The sequence below is a fragment of the Sphingobium sp. UBA5915 genome, assembly GCF_002431195.1.
GTDB classification, from domain to species: Bacteria; Pseudomonadota; Alphaproteobacteria; order Sphingomonadales; family Sphingomonadaceae; genus Sphingobium; species Sphingobium soli.
The window spans coordinates 1-23,353 of sequence record NZ_DJDV01000079.1; the positions used below are offsets into that span (position 1 = coordinate 1).

The following is a 23,353-nucleotide window of genomic DNA, read 5'->3' on the forward strand; positions in this document are numbered from 1 at the left end:
CCGTTTCGACCGTCAGGTCGTGGTGCCGCGTCCCGACATCGATGGCCGTGAAAAGATTCTCGCCGTGCACATGAAGAAGGTTCCGCTTGCCCCGGACGTCGACCCCCGCACCATCGCGCGCGGCACGCCGGGTTTCTCGGGCGCGGACCTGGCCAACCTGGTCAACGAAGCGGCGTTGATGGCTGCTCGGCGGGGCAAGCGCCTGGTCGCCATGGACGAGTTCGAGGCCGCGAAGGACAAGGTGATGATGGGCAGCGAGCGTCGCTCGATGGTCATGACCGACGACGAAAAGAAGATGACCGCCTATCATGAAGCGGGCCATGCGATCGTCGCGATGCATGAACCCGCCTCCGACCCGATTCATAAGGCGACCATCATTCCGCGTGGCCGCGCTCTGGGCATGGTCATGCGCCTGCCCGAACGTGACAGCTACAGCTATCATCGCGACAAGATGCATGCGAACATGGCCGTCGCCATGGGCGGGCGCGTGGCCGAAGAAATCATCTTCGGTTATGACAAGGTGTCATCGGGCGCTTCGGGCGATATCCAATATGCCACCAAGCTGGCCCGCGACATGGTGACCCAGTGGGGCATGTCCGACAAGCTGGGCCCGCTGCAATATGAAGAACAGCAGGGGGAAACCTTCCTCGGCTATTCGCAAAGCCAGCGCGTGCATATGTCGGACGAGACGGCCAAGCTGATCGACAAGGAAATACGCGGTTTGGTCGAGCAGGGCTACGCCCGCGCGCAGGACCTGTTGAAAGGTCATGAGGACCAGTTGCACCTTCTCGCCAATGCCATGCTGGAATATGAGACGCTGACCGGCGAAGAGATCAAGACGCTGCTCGAGCAGGGCGAGATCACGCGAGACGACGGCACCACGATCAAGCCTTCGGTCATCCCGGCGGTTGGTTCGTCCATACCCCGGATCCGCAAGCGCAAAGGTCCGTTTGGCGATCCTAAGCCTGCTGGCGCATAAGCTAAACAGCGCATGAATAATAAGGGCGCGGCCGTGAGGTCGCGCCTTTTCTTGTGCCATTTTGCCAGCGTCGTGAGAACGACGCCGCTTGTCATTTGACCACCGCTGCGCGCTGCCGGCTCTTATTCGTAAGCGTCCGGGGTGAAAGGGAGCGCAATGTAAGGAGGGAATGCACGCGCCGGCCTTGAACCGCAACGCGTCATGCGGACTGCATAAAGCTTTTGCCGGCGATCTCTTCACCGACGAGGCGATCCGCAACCGCCACAATTAGCGGGATGAAGGGGCGACTTCCTCTGTGGAAAGGCGCATCCTGGACGGCTCCAGAGCGGACATTGGGGCAGGCGAAGAACGCAACCACAGGTTTCGAATATGACCGGTACAAAAGAGGCGGCCCGCGTCGCGGACCGCCTCTTTAAATATATCCCATCGCCGTTCAGTTGGCCGGAGCGACGCCCTGGTCAGTCATGAGCTGGCTAAGTTCGCCGGCTTCATACATTTCCATCATAATGTCGCTGCCGCCGACAAACTCGCCCTTCACGTACAGCTGCGGGATCGTCGGCCAATCGGAATAGGCCTTGATACCCTGACGGATAGCCTGATCCTGCAGCACGTCGACCGTCTCGTAGCCCACGCCCAGATGCTCCAATATGGCGATAGCGCGGCTGGAAAAACCGCATTGGGGAAAGAGCGGGGTGCCCTTCATGAACAGCACCACATCATGGCCACTTACGATCTGCGCGATCCGCTGCTGCACGGCGTCGGTCATTATAGTCATCCAATTCTTTCTGTCGCGACCCTGTCGGGCGCATTCTTACCCTGCGTTAGTTGGGAACCGCTGTCGTCAGTTGCAAGGCGTGGAGAACACCGCCCATGCGCCCGCCAAGGGCGGCATAAACCGCGCGCTGTTGCGCGACCCGGCTCATCCCCCGGAAACTTTCCGACACGACGCGCGCAGCATAATGGTCGCCATCGCCTGCCAAGTCCGTAATTTCAACCTGGGCATCGGGAATCGCAGCCCGAATCATCTGCGCAATATCATCAGCGGCCATGGGCATCGTCGTCGCGCCCCTTACTGTGCTTCGATGAACATACGACGGGCGATCACCGCCTGTTCTTCCAACGCCGCGCGTACGCCCGCTTCGTCTATGGTGATCCCGGCTTGCGTCAAGTCGCCAAATAATTTGCGAATGACATCTTCATCGCCGGCTTCTTCAAAGTCGGCCTGGACGACGGCCTTGGCATAGGCGTCGGTTTCTTCGGGCGTCAGGCCCATCTTCGCTGCGGCCCATTCGCCAAGAAGCCGGTTGCGGCGCGCCTGGATCCGGAACTCCATCTCCTGATCATGCGCGAACATATTTTCGAACGCTTTTTCGCGATCGTCGAAGGTGGTCATGTGTTTATGCCCCGTTGGATGGCCTGTTGCGAAAATGTGATACGGACAAGCAGCGAATTACGCAACGGCCCGAGCAGGGTAGGGGGCGATCCAGGGCCGTTCCTGCGCTTGTCGCGCTTCATAGCTGTCGATATTGTCGGCCTGTCCCAATGTCAGGCCGATTTCATCCAGCCCACCGAGCAGACAATGTTTGCGGAAAGGATCAATTTCAAAGTGAAAGCGGTCCTGAAAAGGCGTGGTGACGCTTTGCGCTTCCAGATCGATATGGATGGGATCGGTCTTCGCAACCTGCATCAGACGATCGACCGCTTCTTGCGGCAGGACGACCGTCAAAATGCCGTTCTTGAACGCGTTGCCCGAAAAAATATCAGAAAAGCTGGGCGCAATCACCACCTTGATGCCAAGGTCCGCCAACGCCCAAGCGGCATGTTCGCGACTGGACCCGCATCCGAAATTGTCGCCAGCGATCAGGATCGGGCTGCCGGCATAGTCGGGATCGTCAAAAACGTTGCCCGGTTCCTTGCGCAACACTTCAAATGCACCTTCGCCAAGGCCGCTGCGCGAAATCGTCTTGAGCCAATGGGCGGGAATGACGATGTCGGTGTCGACATTCTTCATTCCAAACGGATAGGCCCGTCCTTCGACCGTGGTCAGTTTGTCCATCAGTTCGCCTTCTGAACCTCAGACGCCGGCGTGTCTTCGGCGCGGCCCAGCGTCGCGGCCATCGCCGCGCTGGCCAATGCGCCCATTGTCAGCAGCCAGAAAATCTTCTTCATGCGACCATCCCCTTTTCTGTCGTCATCAATTCCCGAACATCGGTCAGCCGCCCCTTGATGGCGGCGGCGGCGGCCATGGCGGGCGAAACCAAATGCGTGCGTGACCCCGGTCCCTGGCGGCCCATGAAATTGCGATTGCTGGTGGACGCGCAGCGCTCACCGGCCGGCACTTTATCAGGGTTCATGCCCAGACAGGCGGAACAGCCAGGCTCGCGCCATTCAAAGCCTGCCTCCAGGAATATGCGATCAAGCCCTTCGGCCTCCGCCTGCGCCTTGACCAGGCCCGATCCGGGCACGACCATGGCATGCTTGATACCGGGCGCGACATGACGGCCTTTCAGCAAAGCGGCGGCGGCGCGCAGATCCTCGATCCGGCTGTTGGTGCAACTGCCAATGAAGATATGTTCGATGGGAACGTCCTGCATACGCTGCCCGGCGGTAAGGCCCATATAATCCAGCGATTTGCGGGCCGCATCCTGCTTGGCGGCATCCTGGAAGCTGGCGGGGTCGGGAACGATACCGGTGATGGCCACGACGTCTTCGGGGCTGGTGCCCCAGGTGACGGTGGGCACGATATCGACGGCGTCGATCACAACCGTCTTGTCGAAGGAGGCGCCTTCGTCGGTGGCCAATGTTTTCCAATAGGCGACGGCGGCGTCCCAATCCGCCCCCGCAGGGGCCATCGGTCGACCTTTCAGATAGGCGAAAGTCTTGTCATCAGGCGCAAACAGGCCGGAACGCGCGCCGGCTTCGATCGACATGTTGGCGACGGTCAGCCGCCCTTCGATCGACATGTCGCGGAAAACCGAGCCGCGATATTCCATGACATGGCCTGTTCCACCCGCCGTGCCGATCGCACCGCAGATCGCCAGCGCCACATCCTTGGGCGTAACGCCGGGGGCGAGTTCGCCTTCGACCACCACTTCCATGGTCCTAGACTGCTTGAGCAGCAAGGTTTGCGTCGCCAGCACATGCTCGACCTCGCTGGTGCCGATACCAAAAGCCAAGGCACCAAGCGCGCCGTGCGAACTGGTGTGGCTGTCGCCGCAGACCAATGTGGTGCCCGGCAGGGTAAAACCCTGTTCCGGGCCGACGACATGCACGATCCCTTGTTCAGGGTCCGCGTCGCCGATCAGGCGGACGCCAAATTCCGGTGCATTGCGTTCCAGCGCGGCAAGTTGCTGCGCGCTTTGCGGATCGGCAATCGGAATACGATTGCCTGCTGCATCCCGGCGCGGCGTGGTGGGCAGATTATGGTCGGGCACGGCCAGCGTCAGATCGGGACGACGCACCTTGCGACCGGCCAGTCGAAGCCCTTCAAACGCCTGCGGGCTTGTCACCTCATGGACGAGGTGACGATCGATATAGATGAGGCAGGTGCCATCGGGGCGTCGCTCGACAATGTGCGCGTCCCAGATTTTTTCATAAAGGGTGCGAGGCTTAACCATGATGCTTCCCCCTAGACCCCTCCCGCCAAAGGGAAAAGGGGGAATGCGACCGAATTACCCTGTTTTTGCCCAGGGAGCGGCAAGAAAGTTACGCCGCTGTCATCCGTCCCGATAATCGGCGATGATCCTGCCCGCGCTGCCGATCTCCGCCTCATGGCTTTCCTCGCGCCAGGTTTCGGCGAGAGCTTCCATCTCCCACTGCTTCATCGCGGGATGGCTCAGCATATGATCGACCCATTTCTGTGCTGCCGGACCGACATCAAGGCCATAGCTGCGCACCCGGAATGCGACGGGAGCGAAAAAGGCATCGATCGCGGTGAAGGTTGCGCCTGCCAGGAAAGGCCCGCCGAACCGCTCCAGCCCCTGTTCCCACAATTCGCGCACGCGGGCGATATCCCTTCCCAGTGCGGGGGAATGGATATGCGGCTCTACCCGCACACCCACATTCATCGGGCAATCGCTGCGCAGTGTGGCAAATCCGCTGTGCATTTCGGCCACCGCGCATTGGGCAAAGGCGCGGGCTGCTTCGTCCGCCGGCCAGACGCCGGCGTGGCGATCGGCGAGGTAAAGTGTGATGCCAAGGGAATCCCAGACAGTCCTATCGCCATCGATCAGCGCGGGCACTTGGCCCGTGGGTGAAAAGCTGCGGAAGGCCGCGTAGTTGCTGGCGGCCACGAACGGCTCGATCCGATCGTCGAACGACACGCCCAGCGCCTGCATCAAAATCCATGGGCGCAGCGACCAACTGCTGTAATTGCGATTTGCGGTGATGAGCGTGTAGGTCATGACGCGATGCTCCGGTGCATTTGTTGGGGACGGCATAGCGGATCGGCACAGCCCGATATAGCCGTAACCATTCGGACCTTCGGGCAGCGGATCATGTTTGCATGGGCTACGCCCCTAGCCAAATGCCTGATCCAACGGCACAAGGATGGCACCCCAGGCGATGCATTTGTGTCGCTTCCTCCCCAATATGGAGTTGTCCAGTCGTGAACCGACGCCAATTTCTCGCCACCAGCGGCGCCAGCGCCATTGCTGCGGCCACGCCCAATCTCTTTGCGCAAACCAGCAGCGCCGACACGCAATTCCGCGCCATGCTCGACCAGTTTTTCTATGAGCGGCTCGAATCGTCGCCGGAAAGCGCAACGCGTCTTGGCCTCGACACCGGGCCGCGCGCCGCTCTGCGTGGGCAACTGAGCGATACCAGCGCTGCTGGCGTGGCCAAGGACATGGCGCGCGTGAAGGCGCAGGCGCAACGGCTTGCCAGCGTCGATCGTTCGAAACTCAGCGACTCCAGCCAACTCGATTATGATGTTCTGTCCTATCAGTTCGATCGGACGCTGGGCGGCGAACAATTTGGCTATGGGGAAACCATGGGCCGTTACGCACCCTATATTCTTTCACAGCTGACCGGCAGCTATCGCGAAATTCCCGATTTCCTTGATTCGCAGCATCGGGTGAAGGATGCTGCCGATGCCGACGCCTATCTGTCGCGCCTGGAGGCCTTTCCGGCCGCGATGGACGGCGAACTGGAACGGCAGAAAGCTGACGCCGCCCGTGGCGTCTTCGCACCCGACTATATTCTCGACACGACAATGAAGATGCAGGCTGCTTTGCGCGACCAGCCAGCGGCGCAGACGGTGCTCGTCACATCTTTCGTCAAGAAACTCAAAGATGCAGGCCTGCCGCCAGAGCGCGCGGCGCAGGCCGAGAAGATCGTGGCGGAAAGCATCTTCCCCGCCGTCGATCGCCAGCGTGCGCTGGTTAAGGATTTGCGGGCAAAGGCGGTGCATGATGCAGGCTGCTGGCGTTTGCCCGATGGCGAGCAATTCTACGCGAACGCCGCGGAGGCGGCGACGACGACCAAGCTGACCGGCGATGAAATTCACCGCATTGGCCTCGATCAGGTTGCGCAGATCAGCAGCCGGATCGACGGCATCCTGAAAGGCGAGGGGATGACCCAGGGCAGCGTGGGCGAGCGGCTGGTGGCGCTCAACAAGCGACCTGACCAGCTTTATCCCAACACCGACCCGGGCCGTGAGGCCTTGCTGGCCCAGCTCAATCGCCAGATCATTGCCATGAGCAAGCGTCTGCCCGAAGCCTTTTCGGTCAATACGCTGCCCAAGGCACCAGTTGAGGTGCGCCGCGTGCCGGTGACGATCCAGGCGGGCGCGCCGGGCGGTTACTACCAGAACGCCTCTCTCGATGGCTCACGTCCGGCCATCTACTATATCAACCTGCGTGACACGTTCGATCGGCCGAAATTCGGCCTCGCGACGCTGACCCATCATGAGGCCGTGCCGGGGCACCATCTTCAGGTATCGGTCGCACTGGAGTCCGATGCCATTCCGCTGATCCGACGGCGCGGTGGCTATAGCGGTTACTCGGAAGGCTGGGCGCTCTATTCAGAACAGCTGGCCGACGAAATGGGCATGTATGAAGGCGATCCGCTGGGTCAGGTGGGCTATCTGCAATCGCTGCTGTTCCGCGCGACCCGTCTGGTGGTTGACTCAGGGATGCACGCCAAACGCTGGAGCCGTGAAAAGGCTACGGACTTCCTGATCGCTACGACTGGCATCGCGCGCGGACGAAGCCAGGGCGAGATTGATCGATATACGGTGTGGCCGGGCCAGGCGTGCAGCTACAAAATCGGCCATACCGTCTGGAATGACCTGCGTGAGGAGGCCAAGCAGCGCCAGGGTGCCGCCTTCGACATCAAGCAGTTCCACGAAGTGCTCACGCTTGGCGCGATGCCCCTCGACATATTAAAACAGACAGTGCGCCGGCGCGCGGGCATCGCCTGACAAAGACATGATCTGATGGAGCCTTACGTCGGCGAGGCTCCCTCAGGTCATCTTTCAACGCTCCTGGGCCGCTAGGAAGGGTCGCCCACTATATCAGCGACGGAACGTCTCGGCGGCTGCACTGGCAAGCTGGTCGGCGCGCTCATTTTCAGGATGGCCGGCATGGCCCTTCACCCATTTCCATGTCATCTGGTGACGCGCGGCTGCCTTGACCAAGTTCTGCCAAATCTCGACATTCTTTACCGGCTTATTGTCGGCGGTGCGCCAGCCCTTTTTCTGCCAGCCGAACACCCATTTGGTGATGCCATCCATGACATATTTGCTGTCGGTATAAAGCGTCACCGCGCACGGTTTTTTCAACAGGTTGAGCGCCTCAAGCGCCGCCGTCATTTCCATGCGGTTGTTGGTCGTCTGCGCCTCGCCGCCGGAAATTTCCTTTTCCGTGTCGCCAAAACGCAGCACCGCACCCCATCCGCCGGGGCCGGGATTACCCTTGCACGCGCCATCGGTGAAAATCTCGACCTGGGGAAGATCGTTCATGCGCCCAGCAACTCCGCTGCGTTTGCGCCGGCATAAAAATCCAGCCGCCGCCGATAGGCGAGCGGATCCTTGCGCGTCACCAGCGCGTCGGCTGGCGTATTGATCCAGTCATAGGCGCGCGTCAGCAGAAAACGGAGCGCGGCGCCGCGACACAGGATCGGGAAGGCGGCCCGCTCGGCCGGCGTCAGGCCATGGGCTTGGTCATAACCCATGCCCAATGCCGCCGCCCGGTCGCCAAAAAAGATTTTGCCGTCATTGCTGAAGCACCAGGCGCTGTGCGTCACCGCCAAATCATAGGCGCGAATGTCGGTGCAGCTGAAATAGAAGTCGATAAGGCCTGTCACCTGCTCTCCCAGCATCAGCACATTATCGGGGAACAGGTCGGCGTGGATCACCGACTGCGGCAGGTCTTCGGGCCAATGCGCATCCAGCCAATTCAGTTCGTCGCTGACACGCTGCGCAAGGCCGGTCTCGATCTGATCGAGATCCTTGCCACAACGCGCGGCCAGCCTATGCCAGCCCTTTTTATCCAGCCGGTTGGGCCGCTCGAGCAAAAATCCCTGCGCCGCCTTGTGCAAGTCGCCCAGCGCCATGCCTGCCGCTTGGGCCTGAGCCACGGTCGGTTCGGTTACGCTGATGCCTGTCAGAAATTCGATCAGGCACGCGGGGCGCCCGGCCAGATGCTGGAGGCGGCGGCCTTCGCGGTCGGGGATGAAGCGCGGCACGCGGCAACCTCGCACGCTCAGATGGTCGAGCAGGTCCATGAAAAAGGGCAGGTCGGCTTCGTCCACGCGCTTTTCATAGAGCGTCAGAATGAACCGCTGGCCATCGCCTTGATCCGTGCTGCCCGTCGTTTCGAGCAAGTAATTGCTATTTTCGACTCCCTCGGCGATCCCCTTGGCCGACACCAGCCGCCCGGCGTCGTAGCGCGCCAGAAAGACGTCGATGTCTTCGGCAGGGACATGGGTGTAAACGGCCATGGGCGGTCAGCCTTGATAGGGAAAGCAGATAGGCGCGGACAGGCGGATTGGCGCCCTATGCATGTTCCAGACCGCGTGGTAGCTTGAAGGAAATGGTTTCCCGCGCCGTTTCGACCTGTTCCTCGGTTACGTCATAGCGGGTGGCGATGCGCTCAACCACTTCGCGCACCAGGATTTCCGGTGCGGACGCGCCGGCCGTCAACCCCAATGTGCCGATGGAATCGAGCCAGGCGAAATCAACCTCTTCAGCACGCTGGATCAGGCGTGCGGGCGTGCCTTCGCGTTCGGCGACTTCCACCAGGCGCAGCGAATTGGAACTGTTGGGCGCACCGATCACGTAAAGAGCGTCGCATCGCCCGGCGATCGCCTTGACGGCTGTCTGGCGGTTGGAGGTCGCATAGCAGATATCCTCGCCTCTTGGCGCGGCAATGGAGGGAAAGCGTTCTTGCAGCGCCGCGACGATGGCAGCCGTGTCATCTACCGACAATGTGGTCTGGGTGAGAAAGGCCAGATTGTCGGGATCGATGGGCGCAAAGCGCGTCACATCCTCGACCGTTTCGATCAACGTCATCGATCCGTCGGGCACCTGGCCAAATGTGCCGATCACTTCGGGATGGCCCTTGTGCCCGATGAACAGGATATGCCGGCCGCTTGCGACCTGCCGTTCCGCCTGGCGATGCACCTTGCTGACGAGCGGGCAGGTGGCGTCCAGATAGTCCAGGCCACGTTCCTGGGCCTTTTCCGGCACGGCCTTGGGCACGCCGTGGGCGGAAAAGACGACCGGCACGCCGTCGGGCACCTGATCCAGCTCTTCAACGAAAATCGCGCCCTTGGCCTTCAGGCTGTCCACGACATATTTGTTATGGACGATTTCATGACGGACATAGACAGGTGCGCCATATTTCTCGATCGCGCGCTCGACGATGACGATGGCGCGGTCGACCCCTGCGCAGAAACCGCGAGGAGCGGCGATCAAAAGGGTCATTGGGCGAAGAGCTTCAGGCGCGTGCGTCATGCCTGTCCGCTTAGGCGAATGGCGCGGCGGAGGAAAGGGGTGCGACGCGAAAGCGCCTTGCTTGCAGTTGCGTGGCGGGCGGCGGATGGATAAGGAAGCGCGACACTTCCGGCCCCGCCAAGGAATATCTGCCTGTGAAAACTTCTTCGATCGCCCTGACCGCCATGCTGGCGCTCGCTCTGGCAGGCTGCTCGCGGCGCGGCGAGATTGACGCGACAGGCGGCATCGTCGCTGTGCGATCAGCCTGCCCCACGGCGGCGATCCCGGCGCAGACCGGCGACATCACCGTGTTCAACCCGGCAAATAGCACCGACGCATCGGCGATCGATGTCGTGGCGAACATCACTGACCTGCGTTCGACCTGCGCGGATGGCGACCAATTCTACACCGAAGCGACCTTTACCGTGAACGCCCGCCGCACCGATGCCGGCGGGGCGCGGCAGGTTGTCCTCCCTTATTTCTCGGCGGTGGTGCAGGGCGGTAGCGCCGTGGTTGCCAAGCGCATCGGTCAGGTGACGCTGGACTTCGCGCCGGGTCAGTATCGCGCCAGCGCGCAGGCCAAGGCCGGTTCCTATGTGAATAAGAGCGCGGCCACCCTGCCGGCGGAAATCCAACAGAAGATCACCCAGAAGCGCAAGGCCGGTGATGCCGACGCAGCGATCGACCCGTTCGCCCAGCCCGATGTCAAGGCGGCGTTGCAGCGCACCAGCTTCGAACTGCTCGTGGGTTTTAACCTGACCCAGGATCAGCTTCGATATAACGCCACGCGCTAGGAGCGAACTCAGTTTCGTTCGCCCTCAGCTTGTCGATGGGCTGTTCTTCTTGTCCAAGAAAGTGCAGGGCTTCGACAGGCTCAGCCCGAACGGGTCTTTAGCTTTTCGAGGAACTGTCCCGTGTCTCTCTACACTCGTTTCACCGCCCATCTCGATGCCGTGCTCGACGCGCTTGAGGCTGACGGCGTTCTGCCCGCCGGTCTCAATCGCAAACCTGTCACCGTCGAGCCGCCGCGCGATTCCAGCCATGGCGACCTAGCCACCAACGCCGCGATGGTGCTGGCCAAGCCGGCCGGCACGAACCCGCGCGCTCTGGCCGAAGCGATCGTGGCCAAGCTTCAGGCGCTGGATGAGGTGACAAGCGCCGCGATCGCCGGGCCTGGCTTCATCAACATGACGCTGACAGACGCGACCTGGCGTGCGGAACTGGCCGCGATCCATGCCGATGGCGCCGACTATGGTCGGTCCGCTCTGGGACAGGGCGTCAGCGTCAATGTCGAATATGTGTCGGCCAACCCCACCGGCCCCATGCATATGGGCCATTGCCGGGGCGCGGTGGTCGGCGACGCGCTTGCGACCTTGCTCGAATATGCCGGGCACAAGGTGATCCGCGAATATTATATCAATGATGCCGGCGGTCAGGTGGACGTGCTCGCCCGGTCGGCGCATCTGCGTTACCGCGAGGCGCTGGGCGAGGATGTCGGCGCGATCCCCGAAGGGCTTTATCCCGGCGATTATCTGGTCCCGGTGGGCCAGGCGCTGGCTGACGAATATGGCGACCGTTTCGCTGGTGCGCCCGAATCCGACTGGCTGGTGACATTCCGCACCTTCGCCGTGGCGAAGATGATGGACATGATCCGGAGTGATCTGGCGCTGCTCGGCATCCACCATGATATTTTTTCGTCGGAGGCGGAATTGCAGGCGGCGGGCAAGCCGGCCGAGGCGGAAGCCTGGCTGCGCGCGCATGACCTAGTCTATGACGGCGTGCTGGAAGCGCCCAAGGGCGAATTGCCCGATGATTGGGAACCGGTGGAACTGCCGCTGTTCCGCTCAACCAAATTCGGCGACGATCAGGACCGCCCGATCAAGAAGTCGAACGGCGCATGGACCTATTTCGGCGCCGACATGGCCTATCATTTCCAGAAGGCGCAGTCGGCCGATCAACTGATCGACATTTGGGGCGCGGACCATGCCGGCACGGTCAAGCGCATCCAGGCCGCCGTGGCCGCCCTTACCGAGGGCAAGGCGCGGTTCGACGTCAAGCTCATCCAGATGGTCCGCTTGTTGCGCGACGGCGAGCCGGTGAAAATGTCCAAGCGCGCCGGTAATTTCGTGACTTTGGCCGATGTCGTGCAGGAAGTGGGCAAGGATGTCGTGCGCTTCACCATGCTGACACGCAAGGCCGATGCGCAGATGGATTTCGATTTCGCCAAGGTGGTGGAGGCGTCGAAGGACAATCCGGTCTTCTACGTCCAATATGCCCATGCCCGCATTGCCTCGCTCGGACGTCGCGCTGAAGAGGCTGGTATCGCGCTGCCCGCGCCTGACCTGTCCCTACTTGGGACGGCGGAGCTGAGCCTGGTCAAGCTCGCCGCGCAGTTTCCCCGCGTCGTCGAAGGCGCGGCACAAGCGCGCGAACCACATAGAATTGCCTTCTATCTCAATGATCTGGCCTCGGCATTTCATGGCTGGTGGAATATGGGCAATGACGATCCGGGCGCACGCGTCATCCGCGCCGACGATCCGGCGCTGACTGCTACGCGCCTTTCCCTGGCGCAGGGAATAGGGCAGATTATCCGCAATGGGCTGGCGCTGATGGGCGTGGCCGCGCTGACCGAAATGCAGTGATGGACGGGAAATTCTGACGATGGGCGATTATGCGCGGGGCCGACTCGATCTGGACGATGACGATCGGCTGCCCTGGCTGGAGCCGGCAATCGATGAGGAGGAGGAGCGGATTTCGCCGCTTCGCATGCTCGGGCTGATCCTGCTCGGCCTGCTGCTGATCGGCGGAGTCGTCGCGGGCATCTGGTGGGCGCAGAATCGCAATGGCGCGGGCGGCGATGGCGAACTGATCGCCGCGCCCGAAGGCAATTACAAGATTCCCGCGAACGAGGCTGACGCCCGCAAATTTGCCGGCGAAGGCGACGCCAGTTTTGCCGCAAGCGAGGGCGTCGCGCGCGATGGGCGCATCGACCCCAGCCGCGTGCCCGAAGCGCCCATCACCGGCACTGCGCCCGCACCGGGCAATGCCAAACCTTCCGTCGCGCCCAAGGCAGGGCAGAGCGTTTCTGCGCCGGTGACTGATGAAACGTCGCAACAGGCTGCACCGGTCAAGCAGGCCAAGGCAACAGGCGGTACGATCCAGCTGGGCGCCTATGGCAGCGCATCGGGGGCCAAGGACGCCTGGGGTCGGCTGTCAAAGCGTTTCGCCTATCTGGCGCCGCTGGCGATGACCGTGGAATCGGCCGAGGTCGGTGGCGGCACGGTCTATCGGCTGCGAGCCAGCGCCGGTGCGGAGGCCTCGACAATCTGCGGTCGGTTGAAGGTGGCAGGGGAAAGCTGTCTGGTCGTCAACTGACGGGAAAGGCGTGACCGGCGGCACCGCCGGTTATAGCCGGCCCGTCATTTGCGCTTCGACAGGCGCGATGGTTGACGCTAGATATCCTGGCATGAAACCCGTCATTTTCGGCCTGTCCGGCAAAACCCTCACCCCTGACGAACGCGCCTTCTTTGCCGAGGCTCAGCCGGCGGGATACATCCTGTTCAAACGCAATATCGTCGATCGGGCGCAGGTGCGCGCGCTCACGGATGATCTGCGTGCGATCCATGGCCGTGAGGACCTGCTCATCATGATCGATCAGGAAGGCGGGCGCGTTGCGCGGATGCAGGCCCCGGTCTGGCCCAGCTTTCCGCCCGGAGCGATCTTCGACAGGCTCTATGATGTCGCCCCGTCCAGCGCGATCGCCGCGGCCCATGCCAATGCCCATGCCATCGCGCTGACTCTGGCGGAAGTCGGGATCACGGTCGACGCTCTGCCGCTACTCGACGTGCGGCAGGACGGGGCGAGCGACATCATGGGCGACCGCACGCTGGGGGCTGAGCCGATGCGCGTCGCCGCGCTAGGACGTGCCGTGCTGGAGGGGCTGGCGGCTGGCGGCGTGGTCGGCATCGTCAAGCATATGCCCGGTCATGGTCGCGCGCTGGTGGACAGCCATCTGGAACTCCCGGTCGTCACGGCAGATGCAGAGCAATTGGAAAGCGACCTGGCACCCTTCCACACGCTCCGCAGCGCGCCGATAGGGATGACGGCGCATGTCGTCTATACCGCCTGGGATGCCGACCGGCCCGCCAGCCTGTCGCCTGCGGTGATCGGCGGGATCATTCGGGACCGCATTGGCTTTGACGGCCTGTTGATGTCCGACGACCTCGACATGAAGGCGCTGAAAGGCACGATCCCCGACCTCGCCGCCGGCGTGGTCGCGGCCGGATGTGATCTGGCGCTCAATTGCTGGGGGCGGATGGAGGATATGGTCGGTATCGCCGAAAAGCTGCCGGAGATCAGCCACCCGTCGCGCGCCCGGCTGGACCGCGCCATGGCGAGTGTGAGGCGGGGGAGTGAACAGCCACCGCTGGAGCAATTGCTGGCGACGCGCGATCAGTTGTTGGAGCTGGTGACGGCTTGATTGGGTGAATGACGGGGAGGGGTAGGAAGTCGCTGGGCATAAAATGGGTTTGGGAGAGCAATAGCTGCCGTCCCAAAAATCATGGATATGCTATGACTAGGCAATCTGCTCGCAAATGAAGTTTGCCCGTTCCGCTACTGATGCGAGCGGCAGCATGACAAGCCTATAGCCCAAGCCGGAGTATGCATCGACCATCGCATGAAAGGTGGATTCGGCTTCTGCGAACGTCTGCTTTCGTTCAGCGTCACGTTTGAAAATCTCTGGCCAAGGCGGGGCAATGAAGACTCTGTTTGAATATCTCCGCTGCTCTGCCGCCCGAAGCGCGGTAGCCGGCACCGGCAACCTGCATAGCCGTAAGTAGCCAATAACGTCGGGGATGCCGCGATCAAAGATTACGGGACCGGGAACATTTAAAGCTTCTCGATAAGACCGCATCTCCCATGCGAGCATTAATATCGCAAAAGCTTCACGATCGGCCCACGGCAAGGCAGTACCACCAATATCGACCTGATCCTGAATGATTGCTCGACCGGCTTCCGGCATACGGCCCAAGCCCCTTGCGGCCAAAGCATCAATTAGGGTCGTCTTGCCTGATCCAGGACCGCCGGTGATAACGTGAAATTGGTCAGCCATCGTCTATCTCGGCGTGTCGCATTGGATTGTGGTTCGGGAATAACCGGCTTGGGTGGCTAGCGGATGGTCCTGTTCCGCATCGGAGCGCCTATATTTAATCGCGCGAATACGCAGATATGCCGAAAAATCCCGCACGGCCTCCGCGTCTCCGTATGCACATTCCCCCTTCGGCGTAGCTTGGGCGAAGGGCTATTTCTGGTCGTCACTGCCTGTCCACGACTTCTCAGCCCGCGCAGGCTGGGATTTAAAGCGTATATCGCTTCGTCGCCCACGACCCCAGCTTTTGCCGGGGGTGACGGACCGTGCTCGACCGCGAATGCTCCGCCTCAGCCACCGCCCGGTGCGTTATGACCGCCGGCCGGCACCGGTCCGCCGCTGGGCGCGTGGCCATTGTCGGGATTGCTGTCCCAGTCGATATGATAGAGGTCGAACCGACGGTCGCGCAAGTTGCGCACCGTGCCTTCCGCCCGCGCCCAGCTGAGATCGGCCAGGTTCACGTCGGCCATGGTCAGCGTCTCGACATTTTCGGTGGATTCCGCCGCGATGCCGTCCCGTGCGAAGGGCAGGTCGCAGGGCGTCAGGATTGCGCTCTGGGCATATTGGATGTCCATATTGTCGACATTGGGCAGGTTGCCGACATTGCCGGACATGACCACATAGCATTGGTTCTCGATTGCGCGGGCCTGCGCGCAATAGCGCACGCGCATATAGCCCAAGCGCGAATCGGTGCAGAAGGGGACGAAGATGATGCGCGCCCCCTGGTCCACCAGCCGCCGCGCCAGTTCGGGAAATTCGCTGTCGTAGCAGATGAGCACGCCAATCGGCCCACAGTCGGTCTGGATCACGTCGAGCGAATCCCCGCCCTTGATATTCCACCAGAAGGCTTCGTTGGGGGTGGGGTGGATTTTTTCCTGCGTGTGGATCGAGCCGTCCCTTAGGGCGACATAGGCGATATTTTGAATATCGCCATCCTCCGCGCGCGTCGGATGCGATCCGCCGATGATGTTAATATTATACTCCAGCGCCATGCGGCCCAGTTCCTTCGTCAGGCGGGGCGTATAGTTGGTGAGCTTGTCAATCGCCTCCATGGGCGAGAGCTTTTTGGTTTCGAACGACAGGAGGGGCAGGGTGAAGAGTTCCGGGAAGATGATGAAGTCCGACCGGTAATCCGCCGCCACATCGACGAAATATTCGATATTGCGGATGAACTCATCGAAATCATCGACCGCGCGCGCTTGCAACTGGCAGGTGGCGAGCCGGACGCTTTCAACGCCGCGCGGCACCCGCATTTCGGGCGCTTCGTCGGGGTCGACATAGGGGTTGCGCCACACCAGATGCGCGGCATGGCCGTCCGACTGCTTGTCTTCGGGCAGGTAATTTTCGAGGACGCCCAGCGGCTCAAACTGGTTCTTCAATTGAAAACTGATGACCTGGTCGCGCATCTTTCCCGTGACGACCTTGTCCAGATAGTCCTGCGGGCTGCCGGCGCGCCGCTTCGCTCTGGCATAGCCAGGCATGCGACCGGCAATGACGATGCCGTGCAGGTCCAGTTCCTCCGCCAGTTCCTTGCGTTCGTCATAGAGCCGCTGGCCGATGCGCAGGCCGCGCAGTTTGGGATCGACCGCCATCTCATAACCATAAAGCCATTCGCCGGCCGCGCTGTGCCGCGTGCCAAAGCCGTTAGCGGTGATTTCCTCCCAATCATGCCGGGCAAAGGCCATCGCCTTGCTGACGCGCATCGTCGCGCAATAGCCGACGACCTTGCTGTCATAGAGGGCGACGAAGCAGCCATTGGGGAAATTGTTGATCTGGCCGCGGATGGTGGCCAGCGAATAATTGGGCATGCCGGGATAGGCGCGGGCGATCAACCGCTGGATGCCCCGCACATCCGAAGGAACGGCCGCACGGACCTCCAAACGCTTCTTGCCCGTCGTCGTCACGCACTGCCTCCTTGTCGCATATGTACAAAGAAAAAGGCGGCGTCGGATGCCCGGCGCCGCCTCATTCCGTTAGCGTATTGAACCGAACGCGGTACGATCAGTTCCACTTGCCCATTTCGGTTTCCAGATTGACGCGGATCGCCTCGAAGAACTGCTCGGTGGTCATCCACGCCTGTTCCGGGCCGATGAGCAGCGCCAGATCCTTGGTCATCTTGCCGCTTTCGACGGTCTGGATGCAGACCTTTTCCAGCGTTTCGGCGAACTTCACGACATCGGGCGTGTTGTCGAACTTGCCGCGGAACTTGAGGCCGCCGGTCCAGGCGAAGATCGACGCGATCGGGTTGGTCGACGTAGCCTTGCCCTGCTGGTGCTGGCGATAGTGGCGCGTGACGGTGCCGTGCGCGGCTTCGGCTTCGACCGTCTTGCCATCGGGGGAGAGCAGGACGGAGGTCATGAGGCCAAGGCTGCCAAAGCCCTGCGCCACCTGGTCCGACTGGACGTCGCCGTCGTAATTCTTGCACGCCCACACGAATTCGCCGCTCCACTTGAGCGCGGAGGCGACCATGTCGTCGATCAGGCGATGTTCGTAGACGATGCCGGCGTCCTTGAACTTCTGGTCGAAGCCTTCGGTCTCGAACACTTCCTGGAACAGATCCTTGAAGCGGCCGTCATAGGCCTTGAGGATCGTGTTCTTGGTCGACAGGTAGACCGGCCATTTGAGGTTCAGGCCATAGTTGAACGAGGCGCGCGCGAAGTCGCGGATCGAATCGTCCAGATTGTACATCGCCATGGCGACGCCCGAACCGGGGAAGTCGAACACTTCGCGGTCGATCGTCTCGCCATTTTCGCCCTCGAACACCAGGCGCAGCTTGCCGGCGCCAGGCACCTTGAAATCGGTCGCGCGATATTGGTCGCCAAAGGCGTGGCGGCCAACGACGATCGGCTTGGTCCAGCCGGGGATGAGGCGCGGGACGTTTGAAATGACGATGGGCTCGCGGAAGACGACGCCGCCCAGGATGTTGCGGATCGTGCCGTTGGGCGACTTCCACATTTGCTTTAGGTTGAACTCCTCAACGCGCGCTTCGTCCGGCGTGATGGTGGCGCATTTGACGCCGACACCATATTCCTTGATCGCATTGGCGGAATCGATCGTGATCTGGTCGTTGGTTTCGTCACGCTTCTCGACCGAGAGGTCATAATATTTGAGGTCGATGTCGAGATAGGGAAGGATCAAACGCTCGCGGATCCATTCCCAGATGATCCGGGTCATTTCGTCGCCGTCAATCTCAACGACGGGGTTTTTCACCTTGATCTTCGCCATAGCGCGTCTTCGCTTTCTTCTCTCGGGTGGAATTTGCCATCGCCCTAGGCAAAGCGGCGGCAATGTTCAACTGCGGAAGCCGCGCAGGGGGATGCGGGGAGCCATAGGCGGCATCGGTCGTTGTCAGCGCATCAGTCTCTGCCTAAGACGAGTCCATGGAAAATAACGAAATCACGATCGCCGCTGGCGGCAATGTCAAATGGCGCTGGCCATCGGTCCACCCCGAAGGCATGAAGTTCGGCCTGATCGCTGCGGCGATCACCGCAGTGCTGTTTCTGGTTGGCTGGGACATTGTCGGCTGGCTGATGCTGATGGTGGCGATCTGGGTTTTCGCCTTTTTCCGCGATCCCGTCCGCGCCGTGCCGCAGGATGAAGGCGCGATCATTGCACCGGCCGATGGCCTCGTCACCCTGATCCAGCGCGTGCCGCCGCCGCGCGAAATGGCGGGGGTAGACGGCCTTGGCGATCAGCCGCTCATTCGCGTGTCGATTTTCATGAGCGTGTTTGACGTGCACATCAACCGCACGCCGATCGGCGGGACGATCAAGTCGGTCGTCTATATTTCGGGCAAGTTCCTCAATGCCGATCTCGACAAGGCGAGCGAGGATAATGAACGGCAACATATATTGGTGGAGCGGCATGACGGGCTGCGCATCGGCTTCACGCAGATTGCGGGCCTGGTCGCGCGTCGCATCGTGCCCTTCGTCAAGCCGGGAGACATGGTGGCCGCGGGCCAGCGCATCGGGCTTATTCGCTTCGGCAGCAGGGTTGACGTCTATCTGCCCGCCGGCACCGCGCCGCGCGTGATCCTGGGCCAGCGCACCGTGGCTGGCGAAACCATCCTTGGCCAGATTGGCGACGCCCGCGTCGTGCCAGGTATCCAGCAGTGACGGCGGGTCTGCCATGAGCCGCCAGCGTAGGGCCATTCCGCGCGGATTGCGTCGCGGCATCACACTGCGCATGGTCGCGCCCAATGCAGTGACCGCGATGGCGCTTTGCTTCGGGCTGACGGGCGTGCGTTACGGCATATCCGGCGAATGGGAGCGGGCCGTCCTGTCGATCCTGTTTGCAGGCGTACTGGACGGTCTGGACGGGCGCATCGCTCGGCTGCTGCGGGGCGAAAGCCGTTTCGGCGCGGAACTCGACTCCCTTTCAGACTCGATCGCCTTTGGTGTGGCGCCTGCGCTGATCCTCTATCTCTGGTCGCTGCACGCGATGCCGAAATTTGGATGGATTTTCGCTTTGGCCCATGCGCTGTCGTGCGCGCTGCGACTTGCCCGCTTCAATGCGAATATCGATGCGGATGAGCAGCCGCACAAATCGGCGGGCTTTCTGACCGGCGTGCCAGCACCGGCCGGTGCGGGGCTGGCGTTCGTGCCGCTCTATCTATGGCTGGTGACAGGCGCCGACATCTTCCGCGAGTGGTATGTGGTGGCGCCCTGGACGGCATTCACCGCCTTCCTGATGATATCGAGCATTGCGACCTATAGCTGGTCAGCCCTGCGCCTGCGCAAACGGATCAGGCTCGAAGCAATCGCGGTAGCCGGTCTGCTGGCTGCGCTGCTGGTCACGGACCCTTGGCTGACCCTGCTCATATTGTGCGCAACATATGTCGCGCTCATACCCTTTGGCGTCATATCCTATGCGCGCGTCAGAAAGCAGCGGGAAGTCACTGCGTCGATTTGAATATCAAGCGGCTGAAAGAGGGTGGGCAGCTGACGAACGCGTATCAGGCGCGCGCAGGCGATTCGTCACACGGGGACGATTAATGCGAATATGGTAAACCTGCGGAGTTTGCGGGATAGGCTGGAAGAGAATGGCTGCCACCATCTTGTCATGATAGGCGGCAACCATCCATATGATGGTTCCAACCGCCATTAGGAACGCGGCAGAAAATAAGGTCGCGGCAACAAACGTGAACATGATCGTCACTTTCCGTCTTGCCATTTGCACGGCAGGTCTCACTATGACGGACTGAACAGTTATTAACCGTATTTGTTCCGTCTGTTCCCTTTATGTTCTGGCATGAGGCAGGTGTCAACCCTTGCCTTTTGTTCGCGCCACGGTTAAAGGCGCGCCCATTCCACATGGGAATCACCATATCCGGTGCCAGACCGGCCTTTCAGGCCGTGCGACGGTTCCCGATTCCCAGAGGTAGCAACCGGAAGGAGAAAGATTATGGCGACCCCTGTCGTCAGCATGCACCAATTGATCGAAGCTGGCGCCCATTTCGGCCACCAGACCCACCGCTGGAACCCGCGCATGAAGCCGTACATCTTCGGCGAGCGCAACGGCATCCACATTCTTGACCTGTCGCAGACCGTGCCGCTCTTTGGCCGTGCGCTCGATTTCGTGTCGGCGACCGTCGCGGCCGGCGGCAAGGTGTTGTTCGTCGGCACCAAGCGCCAGGCGCAGGATCCCATCGCGGACGCTGCGCGCAAGTCGGGCCAGCATTTCGTCAACCATCGTTGGCTGGGCGGCATGCTCACCAACTGGAAGACGATTTCGGGTTCGATCAAGCGCCTGAAGACCCTCGAGGAAAAGCTGTCGGGCGACACCCACGGCTTCACCAAGAAGGAAGTGCTCCAGATGACGCGCGAGCGTGAGAAGCTGGAACTGTCGCTGGGCGGCATCCGCGACATGAACGGCATCCCCGATGTCATGTTCGTGATCGACGCCAACAAGGAAGAGCTGGCGATCAAGGAAGCCAATACGCTGGGCATCCCGGTCGTCGCGATCCTCGATTCGAACGTTTCGCCTGACGGCATCGCCTTCCCGGTTCCGGCGAACGATGACGCCAGCCGCGCGATCCGCCTCTATTGCGAAGCCGTCGCCGCCGCCGCCACCAAGGGCAACCGTGGCGCGCAGCAGGCGTCGGGCGTCGATATCGGCGCTCTGGACGAGCCCGAAGTCGAGCAGGTTGCCGCCGAAGCCTAAGAGCGTCGCGCAACTGCAAACATGACAGGCTAGGGCGCGCTCCACCGGAACGCGCCCTAGTGTGCATCTAAAATACCTGTGCATTTGAAATACCGCCTGTTTGAAACATCGAAACTTAGGAGCCGAAACATGGCCGAGATTACCGCTGCCGCCGTCAAGGAACTGCGCGACCGTTCGGGCGCAGGCATGATGGATTGCAAGAAGGCGCTCACCGAAGCCAATGGCGACCTGGAAGCCGCGACCGACTGGCTGCGCGCCAAGGGCTTGGCCGCCGCGCAGAAGAAGTCCAGCCGCACCGCCGCGGAAGGTCTGGTCGGCGTCGCCGTCGCCGGCACCAAGGGTGTAGCTGTCGAAGTGAACAGCGAAACCGACTTCGTCGCCAAGAATGACCAGTTCCAGGATTTCGTTCGCACCGTTGCGACGGTAGCGCTCGAAACCGGCGCTGCCGACGCCGACGCGCTGTCGAGCGCCGCTTACCCCGGTGGCGGCACAGTCAATGAAAAGCTGGTGTCGAACATCGCCACCATCGGCGAAAACCAGAATGTCCGTCGCGTCGGCCATGTCGAAGTAAGCCAGGGCGTCGTCGTCCCTTACGTCCACAACGCCGCGGCGCCGGGCCTCGGCAAGATCGGCGTGCTGGTCGCGCTGGAAGGCGATGCGCCGGCCGACGTCATGGAGCCGCTCGGCAAGCAACTGGCGATGCACATCGCCGCCGCCTTCCCGCTGGCGCTGTCGGCCGACGATATCGACCCGGCCCTGCTGGAGCGCGAGCGCGCCATCGCCGCTGAAAAGGCGGCGGAAAGTGGCAAGCCCGCCGAAATCGTCGCCAAGATGGTCGACGGTGCGGTCGCCAAGTTCGCCAAGGAACAGGCGCTGCTCAGCCAGCTGTTCGTGATGGACAACAAGACCCCGGTCGCCGACGTCGTCGCCAAGGCGGCGAAGGATGCGGGCAAGTCGATCACGCTCAAGAGCTATGTTCGCTTCCAGCTGGGCGAAGGCATCGAAAAGGAAGTGAGCGACTTCGCCGCCGAAGTGGCTGCCGCTGCTGGCGTCTGATCGTCCGACCTGACCGAAAAATGGAAAGGGGCGCTCGCATGAGTGCCCCTTTTTTCATGCCTGGCCCTGGGCGACCGCGCCCAGCTTGCGCCATCGCGGCAGCGTCTGGTTAAGGAAGGCGGCCGCTCTGTCCGGTGTGATGGCGGTTTGACCGTCAGCCGGCGCGCCCTGATCCCCCATAGGCTTGTCTGCGCATGTTGCAGCCAGGGACTTAGCGTCGATGCGCCCCTTCGCGGCCAGCCATGCGTCGAGCAGCCTCAGATCGTCGGCCGTCGCGACCACCGCCGATCCCAGCGAAGCGGCTGCAAGATGATCATAGCGGCGTCCCCGCGATGCTTCTTCGGCGATGAAGCGGTTGAGGCCCTGCACCGCACGGATCGGCGCAGGTGCGCTTCGCCCTACGCCCACGATCCGCGCATGCAGGAGCAGGGCCATGATCTGCAGCGCGTTTGACCTGCCTTGCTTGCGCATCGCGGGCAGCGCCAGCAACTCCCCGACCGACCGACCGCCGGCGTCGAGGGCGGACACAATCTCTGCATAGGCGGGGGCCTGCAGGATAATCTCGCTGAAGCTGGTAGCGATGGTCAGGCTATCCCCTTCCACTGGTTTTAGCAGATATATTTTTTTCCCTTCGGGCACCACATCGCCCGCAAGGGTTGGCCATAAAGAAGAGGGACGAAAAACGTCGCGGCGAAAGGACTGGTTGATCACCAGATCCTGAACATCGATACGCAGAACGCTGCTGACCTGTTCTTCGACCGTGGCGCGCAGGGGCGGCGGCAGCGCGCCGGGGAGCAATGTTTCGGCGAGCGAGGCGGTGCCGACGAACGTCAGGCCCTCGCCCGCCACTTCCTTTGCAACCTCCGAATGCCAGAGCGGATGCCATCCTGCGTGCAGATATTCGTGGATCAGATGGTTGCTCGCTTGACGCTTTACTGCGGCAAGCCGGCTTTTCAGGCCGGGTAGAATGCGAAAGCTGTTTGCCCCGCCTGCGGCCAACCGGTCAAACAGACCAATCGATGCCTGCATGACAGCCCCGCTCGGCTGGTTGCTTTCCTCCTTCAACAGGCGG

At 61.7% G+C, this 23,353-nt stretch carries 23 protein-coding genes and 1 pseudogene; 10 read left to right on the forward strand and 14 right to left on the reverse strand.

What is annotated here, in order from left to right; translation table 11 throughout:
- Window positions 1-979, forward strand: a pseudogene (locus B2V90_RS13265) (cell division protein FtsH); the annotation flags it as partial.
- A 433-nt stretch (window positions 980-1,412) separates the two neighbouring features.
- Here B2V90_RS13265 and grxD read toward each other — a convergent pair.
- The 6 genes from grxD to B2V90_RS13295 all read right to left on the reverse strand — a co-directional run bounded on the left by grxD (window position 1,413) and on the right by B2V90_RS13295 (window position 5,382).
- Complete coding sequence (gene grxD / locus B2V90_RS13270; RefSeq protein ID WP_009822343.1) at window positions 1,413-1,745, reverse strand: Grx4 family monothiol glutaredoxin; 333 nt, start codon at window positions 1,743-1,745, stop codon at window positions 1,413-1,415.
- A gap of 55 nt (window positions 1,746-1,800) precedes the next feature.
- Window positions 1,801-2,034 (reverse strand): BolA family protein, encoded by a 234-nt coding sequence (locus B2V90_RS13275; RefSeq protein ID WP_009822342.1) that lies wholly within the window; start codon window positions 2,032-2,034, stop codon window positions 1,801-1,803.
- 14 nt (window positions 2,035-2,048) lie between these two features.
- The gene (locus tag B2V90_RS13280; protein WP_228220788.1) at window positions 2,049-2,372 is read right to left on the reverse strand and encodes a DUF1476 domain-containing protein; all 324 of its coding nucleotides are present in this window, start codon (window positions 2,370-2,372) and stop codon (window positions 2,049-2,051) included.
- 57 nt (window positions 2,373-2,429) lie between these two features.
- The gene (leuD, locus tag B2V90_RS13285; RefSeq protein ID WP_228220789.1) at window positions 2,430-3,035 is read right to left on the reverse strand and encodes a 3-isopropylmalate dehydratase small subunit; all 606 of its coding nucleotides are present in this window, start codon (window positions 3,033-3,035) and stop codon (window positions 2,430-2,432) included.
- Between the two features lie 109 nt (window positions 3,036-3,144).
- Window positions 3,145-4,596, reverse strand: coding sequence for a 3-isopropylmalate dehydratase large subunit (leuC, locus tag B2V90_RS13290; RefSeq protein WP_228220790.1), 1,452 nt, complete (start codon window positions 4,594-4,596; stop codon window positions 3,145-3,147).
- Between the two features lie 99 nt (window positions 4,597-4,695).
- Window positions 4,696-5,382 carry a glutathione S-transferase family protein gene (locus tag B2V90_RS13295; RefSeq protein WP_228220791.1) on the reverse strand — a complete coding sequence of 229 codons (687 nt, stop codon included), beginning with the start codon at window positions 5,380-5,382 and terminating at the stop codon, window positions 4,696-4,698.
- A 203-nt stretch (window positions 5,383-5,585) separates the two neighbouring features.
- Here B2V90_RS13295 and B2V90_RS13300 point away from each other — a divergent pair, with 203 nt between their 5' ends.
- The gene (locus tag B2V90_RS13300) at window positions 5,586-7,400 is read left to right on the forward strand and encodes a DUF885 domain-containing protein (protein ID WP_228220792.1); all 1,815 of its coding nucleotides are present in this window, start codon (window positions 5,586-5,588) and stop codon (window positions 7,398-7,400) included.
- A 93-nt stretch (window positions 7,401-7,493) separates the two neighbouring features.
- Here the strand turns inward: B2V90_RS13300 and rnhA are convergent, their stop codons facing one another.
- The 3 genes from rnhA to ispH are packed head-to-tail and all read right to left on the reverse strand — an operon-like array spanning window position 7,494 to window position 9,935.
- The gene (gene rnhA, locus B2V90_RS13305) at window positions 7,494-7,940 is read right to left on the reverse strand and encodes a ribonuclease HI (RefSeq protein ID WP_228220793.1); all 447 of its coding nucleotides are present in this window, start codon (window positions 7,938-7,940) and stop codon (window positions 7,494-7,496) included.
- Window positions 7,937-8,920 (reverse strand): homoserine kinase, encoded by a 984-nt coding sequence (thrB, locus tag B2V90_RS13310; RefSeq protein ID WP_228220794.1) that lies wholly within the window; start codon window positions 8,918-8,920, stop codon window positions 7,937-7,939. The genes rnhA and thrB overlap by 4 nt, the downstream gene beginning before the upstream one ends.
- Before the next feature lie 55 nt (window positions 8,921-8,975).
- Complete coding sequence (gene ispH, locus B2V90_RS13315; RefSeq protein ID WP_228220795.1) at window positions 8,976-9,935, reverse strand: 4-hydroxy-3-methylbut-2-enyl diphosphate reductase; 960 nt, start codon at window positions 9,933-9,935, stop codon at window positions 8,976-8,978.
- Window positions 9,936-10,099: 164 nt separating this feature from the next.
- Here ispH and B2V90_RS13320 point away from each other — a divergent pair, with 164 nt between their 5' ends.
- The 4 genes from B2V90_RS13320 to nagZ all read left to right on the forward strand — a co-directional run bounded on the left by B2V90_RS13320 (window position 10,100) and on the right by nagZ (window position 14,394).
- Window positions 10,100-10,708: a hypothetical protein gene (locus B2V90_RS13320; RefSeq protein WP_228220885.1), complete on the forward strand. Its 609-nt coding sequence runs from the start codon at window positions 10,100-10,102 to the stop codon at window positions 10,706-10,708.
- A gap of 120 nt (window positions 10,709-10,828) precedes the next feature.
- Window positions 10,829-12,556 (forward strand): arginine--tRNA ligase, encoded by a 1,728-nt coding sequence (argS, locus tag B2V90_RS13325; protein WP_228220796.1) that lies wholly within the window; start codon window positions 10,829-10,831, stop codon window positions 12,554-12,556.
- Between the two features lie 19 nt (window positions 12,557-12,575).
- The gene (locus B2V90_RS13330) at window positions 12,576-13,289 is read left to right on the forward strand and encodes an SPOR domain-containing protein (protein WP_228220797.1); all 714 of its coding nucleotides are present in this window, start codon (window positions 12,576-12,578) and stop codon (window positions 13,287-13,289) included.
- A gap of 91 nt (window positions 13,290-13,380) precedes the next feature.
- Window positions 13,381-14,394, forward strand: coding sequence for a beta-N-acetylhexosaminidase (gene nagZ / locus B2V90_RS13335; protein ID WP_228220798.1), 1,014 nt, complete (start codon window positions 13,381-13,383; stop codon window positions 14,392-14,394).
- A 96-nt stretch (window positions 14,395-14,490) separates the two neighbouring features.
- On the opposite strand, the gene B2V90_RS13340 is transcribed toward nagZ, so the two are convergent.
- The 3 genes from B2V90_RS13340 to B2V90_RS13350 all read right to left on the reverse strand — a co-directional run bounded on the left by B2V90_RS13340 (window position 14,491) and on the right by B2V90_RS13350 (window position 18,288).
- Window positions 14,491-15,027 carry an AAA family ATPase gene (locus tag B2V90_RS13340; protein WP_228220799.1) on the reverse strand — a complete coding sequence of 179 codons (537 nt, stop codon included), beginning with the start codon at window positions 15,025-15,027 and terminating at the stop codon, window positions 14,491-14,493.
- Between the two features lie 326 nt (window positions 15,028-15,353).
- Window positions 15,354-16,967: a bifunctional GNAT family N-acetyltransferase/carbon-nitrogen hydrolase family protein gene (locus B2V90_RS13345; protein WP_009822326.1), complete on the reverse strand. Its 1,614-nt coding sequence runs from the start codon at window positions 16,965-16,967 to the stop codon at window positions 15,354-15,356.
- A gap of 97 nt (window positions 16,968-17,064) precedes the next feature.
- Window positions 17,065-18,288 (reverse strand): NADP-dependent isocitrate dehydrogenase, encoded by a 1,224-nt coding sequence (locus B2V90_RS13350; protein WP_228220800.1) that lies wholly within the window; start codon window positions 18,286-18,288, stop codon window positions 17,065-17,067.
- A gap of 155 nt (window positions 18,289-18,443) precedes the next feature.
- Between B2V90_RS13350 and B2V90_RS13355 the strand changes: the two genes are divergently transcribed.
- Window positions 18,444-19,178 carry a phosphatidylserine decarboxylase gene (locus B2V90_RS13355; protein ID WP_228220801.1) on the forward strand — a complete coding sequence of 245 codons (735 nt, stop codon included), beginning with the start codon at window positions 18,444-18,446 and terminating at the stop codon, window positions 19,176-19,178.
- 70 nt (window positions 19,179-19,248) lie between these two features.
- Window positions 19,249-19,974 (forward strand): CDP-alcohol phosphatidyltransferase family protein, encoded by a 726-nt coding sequence (locus B2V90_RS13360; protein ID WP_228220886.1) that lies wholly within the window; start codon window positions 19,249-19,251, stop codon window positions 19,972-19,974.
- Window positions 19,975-19,977: 3 nt separating this feature from the next.
- Here the strand turns inward: B2V90_RS13360 and B2V90_RS13365 are convergent, their stop codons facing one another.
- Complete coding sequence (locus B2V90_RS13365; RefSeq protein WP_228220887.1) at window positions 19,978-20,211, reverse strand: hypothetical protein; 234 nt, start codon at window positions 20,209-20,211, stop codon at window positions 19,978-19,980.
- A gap of 255 nt (window positions 20,212-20,466) precedes the next feature.
- Here B2V90_RS13365 and rpsB point away from each other — a divergent pair, with 255 nt between their 5' ends.
- Both rpsB and tsf read left to right on the forward strand, forming a co-directional pair.
- Window positions 20,467-21,225: a 30S ribosomal protein S2 gene (rpsB, locus tag B2V90_RS13370; protein ID WP_009822321.1), complete on the forward strand. Its 759-nt coding sequence runs from the start codon at window positions 20,467-20,469 to the stop codon at window positions 21,223-21,225.
- A gap of 129 nt (window positions 21,226-21,354) precedes the next feature.
- Complete coding sequence (gene tsf, locus B2V90_RS13375; RefSeq protein ID WP_228220802.1) at window positions 21,355-22,281, forward strand: translation elongation factor Ts; 927 nt, start codon at window positions 21,355-21,357, stop codon at window positions 22,279-22,281.
- Window positions 22,282-22,335: 54 nt separating this feature from the next.
- Here the strand turns inward: tsf and B2V90_RS13380 are convergent.
- Window positions 22,336-23,353, reverse strand: a 1,018-nt coding sequence (locus B2V90_RS13380; RefSeq protein WP_293921675.1) for a methyltransferase regulatory domain-containing protein, incomplete at its 5' end; no start/stop codon positions are given.